Consider the following 16,047-nt stretch of genomic DNA (forward strand, 5'->3'; position numbering starts at 1 on the left):
GTTCGGGAGAAAGTCTCGCACGCGGTACCGTCGCAGGAGGAGCACGAATTCGCAGCGATAGGACGGGCGGAGATGGGCGAGTCAACGGGTGGCCAGTCGCACGATCCGGACTTTCCGGACCGGTTCGTCGAGTTCATGCGCACCGGCTGGCGCGACTCGACGCTCGACGTGACACCCCGCCCCGAGGCGCCCGACCATGCGAAACGCCGCTCGGACCTGTCCGCGGCCTTCCCCGGTGAGACGCTGATCATCCCGACCGGCGTGGAGAAGGTCCGCTCCAACGACGCGTATCACCTGTTCCGGCCCGGCACCGAGCACGTGTGGCTGACCGGCGGGCACGACCCCGACGCGGTCCTCGTCCTGCGTCCCACCGACGGCGGCCACGACGCGACGCTCTACATGCGGCCGCGCTCGCCCCGCGACACCGACGAGTTCTTCCGCGACCGCAACGCCGGCGAGCTGTGGATCGGCCGCCGGCACACCCTCGCGGAGAAGGCCACCGAGCTGCAGCTGCAGACCGCGCACCTCGACGAGCTCGGCACCGCCCTCGACGACGCCGCCCCGGGCCGGACCAGGGTCCTGCGCGGCTACGACCCGTCGGTCGACGGGGCCGTCCGGTCCGCTTCCGCCGATCGTGACGCGGATCTCGTCACGGTCCTGGCGGAGCTGCGCCTGGTGAAGGACGCCTGGGAGGTGGAGCAGCTCCAGGACGCCATCGACGCGACCACCCGCGGCTTCGAGGACGTCGCCCGGGTCCTGCCGGCGGACCGCCCGGTCAGCGAGCGACTCATCGACGGCGTGTTCAACCTGCGTGCCCGCCACGACGGCAACACCGTCGGCTACAACTCGATCGTCGGCAACGGCGCCCACGCCGCGGTCCTGCACTGGACCCGCAACGACGGCCGCACCCGCCCCGGCGGCCTGCTGCTCATGGACATGGGCGTGGAGAACCGCAACCTGTACACCGCCGACGTCACGAGGACCGTCCCCGTCACCGGCACGTTCACCCCGTTGCAGCGCCAGGTCTACGACCTGGTCTTCCGCTCCCAGCAGGCGGGCATCGACGTCATCAGGGCCGGCACGAGGTTCGACGACGTGCACCAGGCCTGCATGCGCGTGCTCGCCGAGGGCCTGGCCGACCTGGGAATCCTCCCGGTCACCGTCGACGAGGCGATGGACCCGGCCTGCGTCTTCTACCGCCGCTGGACCCTGCACGGCTTCGGGCACATGCTCGGCATCGACGTCCACGACTGCGGCGCGGCCCGCAAGGAGCGTTACCGCGAGGGCGTCCTGGAGGCCGGCTACGTCCTGACCGTCGAGCCCGGCCTGTATTTCCAGCCCGACGACGACCTGGTGCCGGCCGAGCTGCGCGGCGTCGGCGTCCGCATCGAGGACGACGTCCTGGTCACCCCGACCGGCACCGTCGTGATGTCGCAGGGCCTGCCCCGCTCCCCGGACGCCGTCGAGTCGTGGCTCGCCGCCCAGCGCGAGGCGGGCCCCCGCCTGCCCGGTTAGGGGCTACTCGATCCAGAAGGTGTCGTGGGCGAGCATGAACTCGTCGCGCTCCAGTGGGGTCAGGCCGCCCAGGGCCGGCAGGCCCTCGAAGTAGGCCTCCCTGGGTGCGCCGGGGGAGAAGTGCAGCAGCATCGAGGCGGGCTCGCCGGACTCGTTGCGGAAGGCGTGGACGCCGCCCTCCGGGACGTGGACCCAGTCGCCCGGCCGGGTGGTGATCCACTCCTTGCCGTCGTAGATGCGCACCGAGCCGGACAGGATGTAGAACGACTCGGAGATCGAGCGGTGGTAGTGCGGGTCGGGGCCGCTCGGCTGCGGGCCCATCTCCCAGCGGTAGAGGCCGAACTGCCCGTGGGTCGTCGTGCCCTTCGCGAGGTAGTGCACGGTGTTGCCGTTGGCGTACGTGAACTCCGGCGGAGTGTCCGCCGGCCGGTAGGTGGCGGAGATCTCACCGGCTGGTCCGAGATAGTACGGCGGTGGGTAGGACATAAGCCCACAATACGGCGCACGAACGGTGGGAGGGTCAGGGCCAGGTAGGCTTTGGACCCCGTGAAGACCATCGAGCGCATCCGTAAGCCCATCCGGACATATCATCCGCGCCGGGGGCGGCTCAGTGGTCGGCACTTCGACGCCCTGGACCGGCTCACGCAGACCTACGGGTTCACCCCCGGCGACCGGGTCGACGTCCTGGAGATCGGGTCCGGGATGGGCGAGGCGACCCTGGAGATGGCCGCCGCGGACCCCGGGCGGCGCTACCTGGCCGTCGAGATCCACACGCCGGGAGTGGCGAACCTCCTGGCCAACATCGAGCAGCGCGCCCTGACGAACCTGAGCGTCGTCAGCGTGGACGCCCTCGACCTGTGCCGGGAGCACATCCCGGACGCGTCCCTGGAAGCGGTGCACGTGTTCTTCCCCGACCCGTGGCCGAAGGCCCGGCACCACAAGCGCAGGCTCATCCAGCCCGCCAACGTGGCACTGCTGAGCGCGAAGCTGCGCGCCGGTGGGCTGCTGCACTGCGCGACCGACGACGCCGGCTACGCCGAGTGGATGCTGGAGACGCTGACCGCCTCGCCGGTGCTGCGCAACCGGCACGACGGCTACGCGCCGAGGCCGGGCCACCGGCCGGTCACGAAGTTCGAGCAGCGGGCCCTCGCCGTCGGCCGCGCGCCGGCCGACCTCATGTTCGTGAAGGCATGAGCGGGGGACTCGCGGCTCGGGTGCCGCGTGGTGGTGACCCCGACGCAGTCTTCGATGCGTTCGCCGGGTGGGCCAAGGAGCAGGGTCTGGAGCTGTACCCGCACCAGGAAGAGTCCCTGATGGAGATCGTCTCCGGGGCCAACCTGATCCTGTCCACGCCCACCGGCTCCGGCAAGAGCCTCGTCGCGGCCGGCGCGCACTTCGCCGCCCTCGCCAGCGACCGCACGACGTTCTACACCGCGCCGATCAAGGCCCTGGTCTCGGAGAAGTTCTTCGCCCTCGTCGCCATGTTCGGCCCGGAGAACGTCGGGATGCTCACCGGCGACGCGTCCGTCAACGCCGACGCGCCCATCGTCTGCTGCACGGCGGAGATCCTCGCCAACATCGCCCTGCGCGACGGCGCGACCGCCGACGTCGGCGTCGTGGTCATGGACGAGTTCCACTTCTACGCCGAGCCCGACCGCGGCTGGGCGTGGCAGGTGCCGCTGATCGAGCTGCCGCAGGCCCAGTTCGTGCTCATGTCGGCGACGCTCGGCGACGTCACCCGCTTCGTCGACGACCTGACCGGGCGCACCGGGCGGCCGACCGCGGTGGTGAAAAACGCCGAGCGGCCCGTGCCGCTGATGTTCAGCTACTCGATGGACCCGCTGCACGAGACGATCGAGGAGCTGCTGAGCACGAAGCAGGCGCCGGTCTACATCGTGCACTTCACGCAGGCCGCCGCCCTGGAGCGGGCGCAGGCGCTGATGAGCATCAACGTGTCGACCCGCGCCGAGAAGGACATGATCGCCGAGGCGATCGGCCGGTTCCGGTTCACCGCCGGGTTCGGCAAGACGCTGTCCCGGCTCGTCCGGCACGGTATCGGCGTCCACCACGCGGGCATGCTTCCCAAGTACCGGCGACTCGTGGAGACCCTGGCCCAGGCCGGGCTGCTGAAGGTCATCTGCGGCACCGACACCCTGGGTGTGGGCATCAACGTGCCGATCCGCACGGTGCTGTTCACCGCGCTGTCCAAGTACGACGGGCAGAAGACGCGCCTGCTGTACGCGCGGGAGTTCCACCAGATCGCCGGCCGGGCCGGCCGCGCCGGGTTCGACACGATCGGCACCGTCGTCGTGCAGGCGCCCGACCACGTCATCGACAACGAGCGCGCCCTGGCGAAGGCCGGCGACGACCCGAAGAAGCGCCGCAAGGTCGTGCGGAAGAAGCCGCCGGAGGGTTCGATCGGCTGGGGCAGGCCGACGTTCGACCGCCTGGTGGACGCCGAGCCCGAGCCGCTGCGCTCCAGTTTCCACGTCTCCCACGCGATGCTGCTCAACGTCATCGGCCGCCCCGGCGACGCGTTCGCCGCGATGCGGCACCTGCTGACTTCTAACCACGAGGACGTCCACTCGCAGCGCCGCCTCGTCCGCCGCGCGATCGCGATCTACCGGGCGCTGCTGGCCGGCGGTGTCGTCGAGCAGCTGCCCGAGCCCGACGAGGAGGGCCGGCGGGTCCGGCTCACCGTCGACCTGCAGATGGACTTCGCGCTCAACCAGCCGCTGTCGCCGTTCGCGCTCGCCGCGATCGAGCTGCTCGACAAGGAGGCGCCGGCGTACGCGCTGGACGTGCTGTCGGTGATCGAGTCGACGCTGGACGACCCGCGGCAGATCCTGTCCGCGCAGCAGTTCAAGGCCCGCGGCGAGGCCGTCGCCGCGATGAAGTCCGAGGGCATCGAATACGAGCAGCGCCTCGAGCTCCTGGACTCCGTCACGCACCCGAAGCCGCTCGTCGAGCTGCTGGACAACGCGTACAACCTGTACAAGCAGGGGCATCCGTGGGTCGCCGACTACCAGGTGAACCCGAAGTCCGTCGTCCGTGACATGTACGAGCGGGCGATGACGTTCGTCGAGTACGTCGGCTTCTACAGCCTGTCCCGCTCCGAGGGACTCGTCCTGCGCTACCTCGCCGACGCGTTCAAGGCGCTGCGGCAGACCGTGCCCGAGGACGCGCGGACCGAGGAGCTCACCGACATCATCGAGTGGCTCGGCGAGCTCGTCCGGCAGGTCGACTCCAGCCTCATCGACGAGTGGGAGCGGCTGCGCAACCCCGGCGCCGAGGACGAGCGCGCCGTGCTCGACGACCGGCCGCCGGCCGTCACCCGCAACCTGCGCGCCTTCCGCGTCCTCGTCCGCAACGCCCTCTTCCGCCGGGTCGAGCTCGCCGCGCTGCGCCGCTTCGACGAGCTCGGCGAGATCGACGGCGAGCACGGCTTCAACGCCGACGACTGGCAGGACGCGATCGAGGACTACTTCGACGAGTACGACTCGCTCGGCGTCGGCCCCGACGCCAGAGGTCCGGCCCTGCTCGTCATCGAGCAGAAGCCGGACCGGTGGTTCGTCCGCCAGATCTTCGACGACCCGGCCGGCGACCGCGACTGGGGCATCACCGCCGAGGTCGACCTCGCCGAGTCCGACGCCACAGGCTTCGCGGCGATCCGCGTCACCGCCGTCGGCCCGATGTCCGACGGTTAGACGCGGGCGGCGTTGGAACGAAGTGCCGCCAGGAACTCGGCGGGGTGGGTGAAGGCGGCGAAGTGCGAGGCGCCGTCGATGAGGACCAGGGACTTCGCCGGGGCGTCGACCTCGGCGAAGAACTCCACTGCGGGGCCGGTCAGGGTGACCACGTCCCGGGCGCCCTGGAACAGGTGGAACGGGATCTCCAGGCGGGTGCCCGCCGCGCGGGCGTCGAAGCGCATGAACTGGTCGAACATCGCGTCGCGGACCGCGGCGAAGCCCTTCAGCCAGGCGAACACGTCCAGCAGTGAGTAGTCGGGCTTGGTCAGCAGCAGCTTGAACAGCGTCTTCAGGCCGCCGTTGGGGTTGGCCGGGTCGGTGCCCATCGACCACTGCATGCGCCTGCCCCACGCCTTCACGTCCCAGGTGCGCGGGTCCTCGTCGAGGGCCTCCAGGGTCCGCACGCCGCGCTGGTTGCCCGCCGCGCGGAGCCGCTGCAGGGTGTCGAGCCGGCCCTGGCGCTCGTTGTCGAGCATGTTCACGTAGAAGTCGGTGCCGACGTAGGCGCTGAAGAGGTCGGGCCGCTGCCGGGCCATCGGCAGGCCGACGATCGTGCCCATCGAGCCCGCCATCAGGATCACCTTGTCCTTGCCGAGGTGGGCCCGGACGTGCTCGGCGACCTCGATGCCGTCGGCTGCGAGGCGCTCGAAGGTGAGCTCCTCGGCGGTGGGGGTGCCGTTGCGGCGCAGGGTGCGCCCGCAGCCGCGACGGTCCCAGTGCACGACCGTGAAGTGCCGCTCCCACTCGCGCAGCGCGGCGGTGAACACCGAGTAGGGCGAGCCGGGGCCGCCGTGCACGACCAGCAGCACCGGGTTGGCCCGGTCCTCGCCGCGGATCTGCAGCCACTGCTCGACGCCGCCGATCGTCACGTAGCGACTTTCGACGATGCCGTTGAGGGAGGTGATGCGTGCCCGGGCGGCGGTGCGGTGCTTGAGGACGGCCCGGACGGCGAGGGGAGCGGCGGCGAGGGCGGCGATGGCGGCGGGGGCGATCAGCATCAGCGTCATGCCCAGAACTGTACGCACGTCTCACACAGATGTGCAAGATGATTGTGTGAGACGTCCGTGTCAGACGCGCGCTATGCTCGACCGCATGGGAAATAAGGAGAAGCTCCTCGACGGCGCCCTGCAGTGCCTCCTCGACAAGGGCTACGCCCGCACCACCGCCCGCGACGTCGCCTCCGCCGCCGGGGTCAGCCTCGCCGCGATCGGCTACCACTTCGGCACCACCGACGCGCTGCTCAACGCCGCCCTGGACCAGGCCCTGGAGGCGTGGGGCGGCGCACTGGAGGCCGCGCTGGTCGACGACGGCGACGCACTGCTGGGGCCGGCCGCCAGGTTCGAGGCCATCTGGACGCGGATCATCGCCTCCGTCGAGGCGCAGCCGGCGCTGTGGAAGCTCCAGTTCGAGGTCGTCGCGCAGCTCGCCGTCCTGCCCGAGCTGCACGAGCGCTGGCAGCACTCCCTCGCGCAGGCCCAGGAAGGGCTCGCCGCGCTCTTCGGCGGCGGCCCCGGCACCGGCGCGCTCTATCAGGCGATGCTCACCGGCGTGGTCGTGCAGCATCTCCTGGCACCGGGCCGCGGGATCGACGGCGCCGGGCTGGCGGCAGCGCTGCTGGAGGTGGCGGACGGCCTCCGGACCGGGGAAGCCGCCGCGAAACGTGTGTAAAACCGGCGGATCGCGGTAGCCCTGGAGTATGACCGTGCTGACCACCGACCAGGGCATCCCGGTCGCCGGCACCGGCAACTCGCTGCGCGCCGGGGCCCGCGGACCCAGCCTCCTGGAGGACTTCCACCTCCGGGAGAAGCTCATGCGTTTCGACCACGAACGGATCCCGGAGCGTGTCGTGCACGCCCGCGGCGCCGGCGCGCACGGCGTGTTCAAGGTCTACGAACCGCTGGACGAGTACACGACCGCGGACTTCCTCACCGACCCCGACGCCGAGACGCCGGTCTTCGTGCGGTTCTCCACCGTGCAGGGCTCCCGCGGCTCCACCGACACGCCCCGCGACGTGCGCGGCTTCGCCACGAAGTTCTACACCCGGCAGGGCAACTTCGACCTCGTCGGCAACAACATGCCCGTCTTCTTCATCCAGGACGGCATCAAGTTCCCCGACCTCGTCCACGCGCTCAAGCCGGAGCCGCGTCACGAGATGCCGCAGGCGGCGTCCGCGCACGACTCGTTCTGGGACTTCGTCACGCTGCAGCCCGAGACGATGCACCACCTGATCTGGCTCATGTCCGACCGGGCCCTGCCGCGCTCGTACCGGATGATGCAGGGCTTCGGCGTGCACACCTTCCGGCTCGTCAACGGCCACGGCCGGAGCACCTTCGTGAAGTTCCACTGGACGCCGGCGCTCGGCACGCACTCCCTGGTCTTCGACGAGGCGCAGCAGATCTCCGGCAAGGACCCGGACTTCAACCGCCGGGACCTGTGGGAGGCGATCGCGTCGGGCAACTTCCCGTCGTGGGAGCTGGGCGTGCAGCTGCTCGGCGAGTTCGTCCTGGACGACGTCGACCTCCTCGATCCGACGAAACTGGTGCCCGAGGAGGTCGTGCCCGTCACGCCGATCGGGCGGCTCACACTCAACCGCAACCCGGACAACTTCTTCGCCGAGACCGAGCAGGTGGCGTTCAGCGTCGGCAACATCGTGCCCGGCGTCGACTTCACCGACGATCCGCTCCTGCAGGCGCGGCTCTTCTCGTACCTCGACACGCAGCTGACCCGGCTCGGCGGCCCGAACTTCGCGCAGCTGCCGATCAACCGGCCCCTCGCGCCGGTGCACAACCATCAGCAGGACGGGTTCCATCAGCAGCGGGTGCCGGTCTCCCCGGTCAACTACTCGCCCAGCTCATCGGCCGGCGAGTCGTCCGGTGGCTTCGTCCCGTTCCCGGAGACGGTCGACGGGCCCAAGGAGCGCAAGCGCAGCGAGACCTTCGCCGACCACTACAGCCAGGCGACCTTGTTCTGGAACAGCATGTCCGGGTGGGAGCGGTCGCACATCGTCGCCGCGTACCGGTTCGAGCTCGGCAAGGTGACCTCGATGGCGATCCGGGTGCGGATGGTGGAGCACCTCAACCGGATCGACCACGATCTCGCGGTCGCGGTCGCCGGGGGGATCGGCGTGGAGGAGCCCGTCAAGTCGGTCGACAACCACGGGCGGTCGTCGGCCGCCCTGAGCCAGGCGGTCACCGCGCCGGGGCCGGTCGCCACCCGGAAGGTCGCCGTGCTCGTGGGGGACGGGGTGCCGGCCCGGTGGGTGGCCCGGTTGCGCGACGACCTCACCGCGCGGGGTGTCGTCGTGGACCTGCTCGGCCCGGTCGACGGGACGGTCACGACGGACGACGGGCTGCCGATGGAGGTGACGCGCGCCCTCGAGACCGTCGCCTCCGTGTTGTACGACGCGGTCGTGGTCCCCGACGGCGCGCTCGGTCTCGCCGCCGACGGTCTGGCCGTGCACTTCGTGGCTTCGGCGTACAAGCACGGCAAGACGCTGGCGTTCGCCGGCACCGGCTCGGACGTGCTGCTGCGGGCGCAGATCCCGCTCGACGTCCCGGATGTCGCGCTGCTGTCCGACTTCTCGTCGGACGCGCTGATCGCGGCGCTCGGGAGGCACCGCAACTTCGACCGGGACGTGTCGTCAGTCCCCGCCTAGCGCCTTCTCCAGGAAGGTGTGGCGGTCCACGAGCATCCGCTCGACCCGGCCCTCCGCGACGGTCCTGCCGCCGTCGCGGGCGACGATCTCGAACACCAGCTTCCGGCCGTCGGTCTTCGCCAGGCGCGCCTCGACGGTGACCCGGCCGCCGATCGGGGTCGCCGCCCGGTGCTCCAGCTCCACGCGCGTCCCGACCGTCGTCCACCCCGGCGGCAGCCGCCTGACCAGCGCGCCGACCGTCGCCGCCTCAGCGAGCGCGAGCACCTTCGGCGTGCCGAGCACCGGCACGTCACCCGACCCCAGCGCCTGCGCCGTGTCGGCGTCGGTGACGGTCAGCTCGACCCGGGCGACCGCGCCGACCCAGGGTGCCGCGTCCACAGAGATGCCCATACCTACCAGACTAGTGAACTTCGAGACTGTTGCATGCGCGTGGCACCGGGTGTCCGGCCGCCGCGTATCCCCGCGGTATTGCGGTTTCGTGCCGACAACGCCGTGGTTACAGTCGGCGCATGCGCAACCTCGCGGCCTGGATCGACGCCGGCTCGGTCGTCGCCCTCACCGGCGCCGGCATCTCCACCGACTCCGGCATCCCCGACTTCCGCGGCCCCGACGGCGTCTGGACCCGCGACCCCGAGGCGATGAAGCTCTCCTCCATCGACCATTACGTCGCCGATCCCGCGGTCCGCCGCCGCGCCTGGCAGGAGCGCCTGCACAACCCCGCGTGGACCGCCGAGCCCAACGCCGCCCACCACGCCCTCGCCGCTCTGGAGCGCGTCGGCAAACTCACCGCCACCGTCACCCAGAACATCGACGGCCTCCACCAGCGCGCCGGCGCCGTCAATGTCATCGAGCTGCACGGCACCCTGTCCGAAACCGAGTGCCTCGGCTGTGCCCAGCGCCTCCCCATGCCGCAGACGCTGGCCAGGGTCACGGCCGGCGACCCGGACCCCGCCTGCCTCGCCTGCGGCGGCCTGCTGAAGTCCGCCACGATCTCCTTCGGCCAGGCCATGGACCTGACCACGCTCGAAGCGGCGGCGGAGGCCGCCATGGGCTGCGATGTCCTGCTCACCGTCGGCACCTCCCTCACCGTGCACCCGGCCGCCGGCCTCGTCGACGTGGCCCGCAGATCCGGCGCGATGATCGTCATCGTCAACGCCGCCGAAACCCCGTACGACCCCGTCGCCGACCTGGTCATCCGCACCCCGATCGGCGAGCTCCTCCCCACGCTGGTCCCAGCGGCCCGCTGACCTGACCGGGGGCTTCGGCGTCTGTCGCCCCGGGCAAGCGCGACGGGTGCGGACGGTCAGCGGTCAGTGTCCGGCCGTGGGTGCTGTCCGTGGCCGGCCGCCGGCACCTGCCCCGGACGCGGTGCCGTGGGCGGCCCGTCCGCACCCCGGTCGGCGGACGGACCCGGCACCTGTCCCGGACGCGGTGCGGCGGGCGGCCCGTCCGCACCCCGGTCGGTGGACGGCGTCGGCGGCTGGGCCGGATGCGGCGCGGGGTGCTGGTCCGTGACCGGGCCTGCGGGCGGCTCGTGCGCACCCCGGTCGGTGGACGGCGTCGGCGGCTGGGCCGGATGCGGCGCGGGGTGCTGGTCCGTGACCCTGCCTGCGGGCGTCCCGTCGGGGAGCGGTGCCGCAGGGGACTTCAGCAACGAAAGCCGGGGTGCGGCCGCGCGGCGGGCGGTGCGGGAGCGGGTGGCGAGGTCGGTGGCGAGCGCATACGCCTCAGCGGCGGCACGGTGCCTGGCCACCGCGTGCAGCCCGCCCGCCGTGTCCACGTGGACCGTCGCCAGGTCCAGGGCGCGTTGCAGCGGACCCTGGACGACCCGGACGCTCTGCACACGGGCGAGGGGCACGACGACCAGCTCGCGGGTCAGGACCCCCTCGCGGACGGCGACGACGGCGTCGGTGACGGCGACGCCGATCCGGGACCAGGCCAGGGGCGCGAGCCAGCGGGCGCGGCGGGGCGGGCCGGAGACGGGAAGGGCCGCGGCGTCGAGCGGGGGTGCGGTGACGGCGGCGTGCACGGCGGTGCCGAGGATCGCGGCGGCCACCACCAGGGTGTCGGCGGAGGCGGCGACCGGGACGAGGGTGCCGGCGCGCAGCTGCTGCTCGCCGTCGCCGGCATAGCCGGCCACGTCGATGCGGGCGCGGGCCCAGCCGGGGAGGCGCCACAGGAGTGGCCAGGTCACCTTGAGGCCCTGGATGCGGCGGGGCGGGACGGTCTGGCTGCGTTTGTTGAGCAGGCCCTGGCGGACGCGCAGGGCGGCGGCGTCGGTGCCGATGGTGAAGTCCCACTCGTCGAGGACGCGCCGGACGGGGACCTGGAAGGCGCCGAGGAAGGCGGTGATCGTGCTGGCGGCGCCGATCAGCGTCCAGGTGGGGTCGAGGGAGGCCTGCCAGGCGACGAAGACGATGCCGACGGGCACCGCGAGCGCCTGCGGGGTGAGCAGCTGCGCCCGCAGGAGGCGGCGGTTGACGACGGTGAAGGTGGCGGGCACGTCCGTGTCGGCGGCGGGGGTGTGCGGGATGCCGGTGGACAGGCCGATGAGCCGCGCGCGGAGGGTGGCGGCGCCGGCGACGGTGAGGTAGGCCAGGGGCGCCTCGGTCTTGCCGGCGCCGATCACCTCCAGCCGCAGCTCGGCGAGGCCGAAGATGCGGGCAAGGAGCGGCCGGACGACGTCGATGGCCTGGACCCGCTCCAGGGGGATGGTTCGTGTACGCCGGGAGATCAGCCCCTCGTGCACGCGCAGCTCCCGGCCGACGACCTCGTAGCCGGTGACGGTCCAGACGACGGCGGAGACGAGCACGGCGGCGACGAGGATCGCGCCCATCGCGAGGAGCCAGTGCAGCGGGCCCAGGTCCGACAGGCCGCGCCAGGAGACGGCGACGGCGGCGAACGCCACCAGCTTCGCCCCCTTCAGTAGGGGGGTCAGCGGGTGGAGGCGCTGTCTCACAGGCCCTCTTCGCGGATCTCGCCGAGGGCGGCCAGCCGGTCCCGCAGCCGGGTCGCCTCGGCGGCCTCCAGGCCCGGGACGCTGGCGTCGCTGGCCGCCGCGGCCGTGTGCAGGGTGACGGTGGCGAGGCCGGCGGCGCGCTCCAGAGGGCCGGCGGTGACGTCGACGAACTGCATGCGGGCATACGGCACGATCGACAGCCGCCGCACGAGCAGTCCATGGCGGACGAGCAGGTCCTCGGCGCGCTCCGCATAGCCCCAGGCGCGGACCGAGCGGCGCATGAAGACGGCGCGGAGCGCACCCAGTGCCAGCACGGCGACGGCGAGCACGAAGAACCACGTGCTGACGAGCAGCGCCGCGACGGTCGCCGCCACCGCGGACGCGAGGGTCCACAGCGCCAGCACCGAAAGGCGCAGCCAGAGATAGCGGGGGGAGATCGATCTCCAGGCGATGTCGAGCGGCGGCGCGGTCACGCCGTCATCTCCGCCGCGCCCCGGTGCCGCCGCGCCCCGGTGCCGCCGCGCCCCGGTGCCGCCGCGACCAGGTGCCGCGCCCATGGTGACTGGCCACTCCGCCGCGCTCCGGTCCCATCACGTGTCGAGCGTATCCGGAGTCACGGGGATGACGTCGCGGAGGAAACCGCGTGCGGTCAGGAAGTCACCGAGAGTCGTGCGGTGGGTGTCACACGCGAGCCAGATCTTGCGGCGCTCGGGGGTGTGCAGCTTCGGATTGTTCCAGCGCAGCTGCCACATCGCCTCGGCGCGGCAGCCCTTGGCGGAGCAGATGAGGGGATCCACACGGCAAGTCTGCCAGCGTGCGAATGGAGGATGAGCGCCGGGCGGCCACGGGGGAAGCCGCCCGGCGACGGGGTGAATCGTACCCACCCGGGTACGGGTGATGTCCAGTCACCCGAGGTGTCCGATCCGAAAATCCCGCACAATCACTGGTCACTTAGCCGATAAATCGGTAAAAATCGGTCGCGAGTAGGACTCTCAGAAGCTTCCCAGTGACGTCGGATCGCGTTCGGTTGGTCCGGCGTGCGAGGCTTGGAGGGCTCTGATCGCCAGCATGCAGTGGAGGACCGGTGACCCAGCCGAGCAACCCCGTCTCGCCGCCAGGCGGGCAGGTCTCGACACCCGCTCAGGACGCGACCGTGTTGGAGCGCGCACTGTTCGAGGTCAAGCGGGTCATCGTCGGTCAGGACCGCATGATCGAGCGCATGTTCGTGTCGCTGCTCTCGCGCGGCCACGTGCTGCTCGAAGGCGTGCCCGGCGTGGCGAAGACCCTCGCGGTGGAGACGCTCGCGCGGGTCGTCGGCGGCACGTTCTCCCGCATCCAGTTCACCCCGGACCTGGTGCCCGCCGACATCGTCGGGACGCGCATCTACCGGCAGTCCAACGAGAAGTTCGACGTCGAGCTCGGCCCGGTGTTCGTCAACTTCCTGCTCGCCGACGAGATCAACCGCGCGCCCGCCAAGGTGCAGTCCGCGCTGCTCGAGGTCATGGCCGAGCAGCAGGTGTCCGTCGGCGGGCAGACCTATGAGGTGCCCCGGCCGTTCCTGGTCATGGCCACGCAGAACCCGATCGAGCAGGAGGGGGTCTACCCGCTGCCCGAGGCGCAGCGCGACCGCTTCCTGATGAAGATCCAGGTGGGGTATCCCACCGACAGCGAGGAGCGCGAGATCGTCTACCGGGTCAGCGTCAAGACCCCGGAGCCCGTCGCCGTGCTCACCCCGACCGAGCTGATGGCGTTGCAGGACAAGGCCGACGACGTGTTCGTGCACAACGCGCTCGTCGACTACGCCGTCCGGCTCGTGGTCGCCACCCGCGCGCCCGCCGAGCACGGGCTCGCCGACATCGCGCAGTTCATCCAGTACGGTGCGAGCCCCCGCGCCTCGCTCGGCATCGTCCGCGCGTCGCGGGCCCTGGCGCTGCTGCGCGGCCGTGACTACGCGCTGCCGCAGGACGTGCAGGACATCGCCCCCGACATCCTCCGGCACCGGCTGGTGCTGTCCTACGACGCGCTCGCCGACGACATCCCGGCCGACGACATCGTCAAGCGGGTCCTCGCCGCCGTGCCGCCACCGACCGTGGCGCCGCGCCAGCAGGCCGTCGCGCAGGGGGCCGGTCCGGCGGGGCCGCCGCCGACCACGATCACCACGTGGCCGGGCCGCTGATCCATGGCCACGGACGACGCCCGCGCCGAGGTTGTCCTCAACCGCATGCAGCTGCTCGTCACCCGCAAGCTCGACGGGCTGCTCCAGGGTGACTACCTGGGCCTGCTGCCCGGCCCCGGCACCGAGGCGGGGGAGTCCCGGGAGTATCGGCCGGGCGATGATGTGCGGCGCATGGACTGGCCCGTCACGGCCCGCACGACGCTGCCCCACGTCCGGCAGACCGTCGCCGACCGCGAGCTGGAGACGTGGCTCGCCGTCGACCTGTCCGCGAGCCTGGACTTCGGCACCGCCCGCTACCTCAAGCGTGACCTGGCGATCGCCGCGGCCGCCGCGGTGTCCCACCTCACCGTCCGCGGCGGCAACAGGATCGGCGCCGTCGTCGGGACGGCCGGCGACATGCACCGCCTGCCGGCCCGCCCCGGACGCAAGGACGCGCAGGGTCTGCTGCGGGCGATCGCCCACACGCCGGCCCAGCCCGGCCGCGCCGACCTGGGCGCGCTCATCGACATGCTCAACCGGCCGCCCCGGCGGCGGGGCATGGCGGTCGTCATCTCCGACTACATGACCCCGGTCAGCCAGTGGGCCCGCCCGCTGCGCAAGCTCGGCGTCCGCCACGACCTCCTGGCCGTGGAGATCGTCGACCCGCGCGAGCTCGAACTACCCAACGTCGGCGTGATCGCCCTCGTCGACCCGGAGACCGGCCGGATGCACGAGGTGCAGACGGCCGACCCGAAACTGCGCCACCGCTACGCACACGCGGCGGCCGCCCAGCGCGCCGAGATAGCCTCGGCACTGCGCGGTGCCAACGCCGCGCATTTGAGACTGCGCACCGACTCCGACTGGCTGCTCGACATCGTCCGGTTCGTCGCGGCCCAGCGGCATGCCAGGACGAGGGGGACGACCCGATGATCCGTTTGCTTTCACCGTGGTGGCTGCTGTCGCTGCTGCCCGTCTTCGCCGTCATCGGCGTGTACATCTGGCGCCAGCTGCACCGGCGCGCCTTCGCCGTGAAGTTCACCAACGTGGACCTCCTCAGCAGCCTGGTGCCCAAGGGCATCGGGGTGCGCCGGCACGTCAGCGCCGCCGCGTTCCTGCTGAGCCTGCTCGTGCTGAGCTTCGGCATGGCCCGCCCGTCGGTCGACACGAAGGAGCCCCTGGAGCGGGCCACCATCATGCTCGCCATCGACGTCTCACTGTCGATGCAGGCGACCGACGTGCAGCCGACCCGCATCGAGGCGGCCAAGTCCGCGGCGACCGACTTCGTGAAGCAGCTGCCGGCGTCCTTCAACGTCGGCCTGGTGTCCTTCGCGAAGACCGCGAGCGTCCTGGTCTCCCCGACGAAGGAACGCAACTCGGTGCTCCAGGCGATCGACGGCCTCACCCTGCAGGAGTCGACCGCCACCGGCGAGGCCGTCTTCACCAGCCTGGACGCGATCCGCACCGTCCCCGCCGACGGCGCCGCGGGCCCGCCCCCGGCCCGCATCGTCCTGCTGTCCGACGGTTTCCGCACCGCCGGCCGCTCGCTGGAGGACGCCTCCGCCGCCGCCTCCGCCGCCAACGTACCGGTGTCGACCATCGCCTTCGGCACCGACGAGGGTGTGGTCCGCATCGGCAACACCCCGCAGCGGGTCCCGGTCGACCGCGCGTCGCTGCAGCAGGTCGCCGAGACGACGAAGGGCTACTTCTACGAGGCGGCCAGCAAGGAGGAGCTCAAGCGGGTCTACACCGACATGGGCAGCTCCATCGGCTTCAAGACCAAACCCCGCGAGATCACCCAGTGGTACCTCGGCGCGGGCTTCCTCCTCGCCCTCCTCGCCGGCGGCCTGAGCCTCCTCTGGGGCAGCCGCCTCCCCTGACCGGGCACGGTTTTCCGTGATCCGGAAGAGGTTGTGCTGCTATGACGCAATGCCGGTGAGTTAAGCGTTCAGGGTGATGGATGGGGCTGGATGGTGACTGTGAAGGTTGCTGTCCAGCTTCGTTGTTTGCGGCCGGG

General features: G+C 71.6%; 15 protein-coding genes. 9 read left to right on the plus strand and 6 right to left on the minus strand.

Going from position 1 to position 16,047, the window contains the following annotated elements; all coding sequences use genetic code 11:
• Nucleotides 1-72: 72 nt before the first annotated feature.
• Nucleotides 73-1,515 carry an aminopeptidase P family protein gene (locus ABZS58_RS33300; RefSeq protein WP_354787209.1) on the plus strand — a complete coding sequence of 481 codons (1,443 nt, stop codon included), beginning with the start codon at nt 73-75 and terminating at the stop codon, nt 1,513-1,515.
• 3 nt (nt 1,516-1,518) lie between these two features.
• Here ABZS58_RS33300 and ABZS58_RS33305 read toward each other — a convergent pair whose 3' ends face one another.
• Nucleotides 1,519-2,001, minus strand: coding sequence for a cupin domain-containing protein (locus ABZS58_RS33305; protein WP_354787210.1), 483 nt, complete (start codon nt 1,999-2,001; stop codon nt 1,519-1,521).
• Nucleotides 2,002-2,061: 60 nt separating this feature from the next.
• On the opposite strand from ABZS58_RS33305, the gene trmB reads away from it, so the two are divergent.
• Both trmB and ABZS58_RS33315 read left to right on the plus strand, forming a co-directional pair.
• Nucleotides 2,062-2,709, plus strand: coding sequence for a tRNA (guanosine(46)-N7)-methyltransferase TrmB (gene trmB, locus ABZS58_RS33310; protein ID WP_354787211.1), 648 nt, complete (start codon nt 2,062-2,064; stop codon nt 2,707-2,709).
• On the plus strand, nt 2,706-5,222 hold the full coding sequence (locus tag ABZS58_RS33315) for a DUF3516 domain-containing protein (protein WP_354787212.1): 2,517 nt from the start codon (nt 2,706-2,708) through the stop codon (nt 5,220-5,222). Before trmB ends, ABZS58_RS33315 begins: the two co-directional genes overlap by 4 nt.
• On the opposite strand, the gene ABZS58_RS33320 is transcribed toward ABZS58_RS33315, so the two are convergent.
• On the minus strand, nt 5,219-6,271 hold the full coding sequence (locus tag ABZS58_RS33320; RefSeq protein ID WP_354787213.1) for an alpha/beta hydrolase: 1,053 nt from the start codon (nt 6,269-6,271) through the stop codon (nt 5,219-5,221). The two genes, ABZS58_RS33315 and ABZS58_RS33320, sit on opposite strands and share 4 nt — an antisense overlap.
• 85 nt (nt 6,272-6,356) lie before the next feature.
• Here ABZS58_RS33320 and ABZS58_RS33325 point away from each other — a divergent pair, with 85 nt between their 5' ends.
• Complete coding sequence (locus tag ABZS58_RS33325; protein WP_354787214.1) at nt 6,357-6,932, plus strand: TetR/AcrR family transcriptional regulator; 576 nt, start codon at nt 6,357-6,359, stop codon at nt 6,930-6,932.
• A gap of 28 nt (nt 6,933-6,960) precedes the next feature.
• Nucleotides 6,961-8,919, plus strand: a complete 1,959-nt coding sequence (locus ABZS58_RS33330; protein WP_354787215.1) for a catalase — start codon at nt 6,961-6,963, stop codon at nt 8,917-8,919.
• Here ABZS58_RS33330 and ABZS58_RS33335 read toward each other — a convergent pair.
• Nucleotides 8,905-9,309: a hotdog domain-containing protein gene (locus tag ABZS58_RS33335; protein ID WP_354787216.1), complete on the minus strand. Its 405-nt coding sequence runs from the start codon at nt 9,307-9,309 to the stop codon at nt 8,905-8,907. The two genes, ABZS58_RS33330 and ABZS58_RS33335, sit on opposite strands and share 15 nt — an antisense overlap.
• A gap of 119 nt (nt 9,310-9,428) precedes the next feature.
• On the opposite strand from ABZS58_RS33335, the gene ABZS58_RS33340 reads away from it, so the two are divergent.
• A complete protein-coding gene (locus ABZS58_RS33340) occupies nt 9,429-10,166 on the plus strand; it encodes a Sir2 family NAD-dependent protein deacetylase (RefSeq protein ID WP_354787217.1) in 738 nt (245 codons plus the stop codon).
• Between the two features lie 56 nt (nt 10,167-10,222).
• Here ABZS58_RS33340 and ABZS58_RS33345 read toward each other — a convergent pair whose 3' ends face one another.
• From ABZS58_RS33345 to ABZS58_RS33355, 3 genes are all read right to left on the minus strand, one after another.
• A complete protein-coding gene (locus tag ABZS58_RS33345) occupies nt 10,223-11,878 on the minus strand; it encodes a PH domain-containing protein (protein ID WP_354787218.1) in 1,656 nt (551 codons plus the stop codon).
• Nucleotides 11,875-12,351 carry a PH domain-containing protein gene (locus ABZS58_RS33350; protein WP_354787219.1) on the minus strand — a complete coding sequence of 159 codons (477 nt, stop codon included), beginning with the start codon at nt 12,349-12,351 and terminating at the stop codon, nt 11,875-11,877. Before ABZS58_RS33350 ends, ABZS58_RS33345 begins: the two co-directional genes overlap by 4 nt.
• A 117-nt stretch (nt 12,352-12,468) precedes the next feature.
• On the minus strand, nt 12,469-12,630 hold the full coding sequence (locus tag ABZS58_RS33355) for an acetone carboxylase (RefSeq protein ID WP_354787229.1): 162 nt from the start codon (nt 12,628-12,630) through the stop codon (nt 12,469-12,471).
• Nucleotides 12,631-12,962: 332 nt separating this feature from the next.
• On the opposite strand from ABZS58_RS33355, the gene ABZS58_RS33360 reads away from it, so the two are divergent.
• The 3 genes from ABZS58_RS33360 to ABZS58_RS33370 are packed head-to-tail and all read left to right on the plus strand — an operon-like array spanning nt 12,963 to nt 15,910.
• Nucleotides 12,963-14,054: a MoxR family ATPase gene (locus ABZS58_RS33360; RefSeq protein ID WP_354787220.1), complete on the plus strand. Its 1,092-nt coding sequence runs from the start codon at nt 12,963-12,965 to the stop codon at nt 14,052-14,054.
• Between the two features lie 3 nt (nt 14,055-14,057).
• On the plus strand, nt 14,058-14,963 hold the full coding sequence (locus ABZS58_RS33365) for a DUF58 domain-containing protein (RefSeq protein ID WP_354787221.1): 906 nt from the start codon (nt 14,058-14,060) through the stop codon (nt 14,961-14,963).
• On the plus strand, nt 14,960-15,910 hold the full coding sequence (locus ABZS58_RS33370) for a VWA domain-containing protein (RefSeq protein WP_354787222.1): 951 nt from the start codon (nt 14,960-14,962) through the stop codon (nt 15,908-15,910). The genes ABZS58_RS33365 and ABZS58_RS33370 overlap by 4 nt, the downstream gene beginning before the upstream one ends.
• Nucleotides 15,911-16,047: the final 137 nt, after the last annotated feature.

It is taken from the genome of Dactylosporangium sp. NPDC005555 (assembly GCF_040605635.1).
In the GTDB taxonomy this organism is placed as follows: domain Bacteria; phylum Actinomycetota; class Actinomycetes; order Mycobacteriales; family Micromonosporaceae; genus Dactylosporangium.

Coding starts and splice junctions, on each gene's coding strand:
- ABZS58_RS33355 (WP_354787229.1), bottom strand. CDS start 12,630: ATGTGGCAGCTGCGCTGGAACAATCCGAAGCTGCACACCCCCGAGCGC.
- ABZS58_RS33340 (WP_354787217.1), top strand. CDS start 9,429: ATGCGCAACCTCGCGGCCTGGATCGACGCCGGCTCGGTCGTCGCCCTC.
- ABZS58_RS33330 (WP_354787215.1), top strand. CDS start 6,961: ATGACCGTGCTGACCACCGACCAGGGCATCCCGGTCGCCGGCACCGGC.
- ABZS58_RS33305 (WP_354787210.1), bottom strand. CDS start 2,001: ATGTCCTACCCACCGCCGTACTATCTCGGACCAGCCGGTGAGATCTCC.
- ABZS58_RS33370 (WP_354787222.1), top strand. CDS start 14,960: ATGATCCGTTTGCTTTCACCGTGGTGGCTGCTGTCGCTGCTGCCCGTC.
- ABZS58_RS33325 (WP_354787214.1), top strand. CDS start 6,357: ATGGGAAATAAGGAGAAGCTCCTCGACGGCGCCCTGCAGTGCCTCCTC.
- ABZS58_RS33300 (WP_354787209.1), top strand. CDS start 73: ATGGGCGAGTCAACGGGTGGCCAGTCGCACGATCCGGACTTTCCGGAC.
- ABZS58_RS33365 (WP_354787221.1), top strand. CDS start 14,058: ATGGCCACGGACGACGCCCGCGCCGAGGTTGTCCTCAACCGCATGCAG.
- ABZS58_RS33335 (WP_354787216.1), bottom strand. CDS start 9,309: ATGGGCATCTCTGTGGACGCGGCACCCTGGGTCGGCGCGGTCGCCCGG.
- ABZS58_RS33320 (WP_354787213.1), bottom strand. CDS start 6,271: ATGACGCTGATGCTGATCGCCCCCGCCGCCATCGCCGCCCTCGCCGCC.
- ABZS58_RS33315 (WP_354787212.1), top strand. CDS start 2,706: ATGAGCGGGGGACTCGCGGCTCGGGTGCCGCGTGGTGGTGACCCCGAC.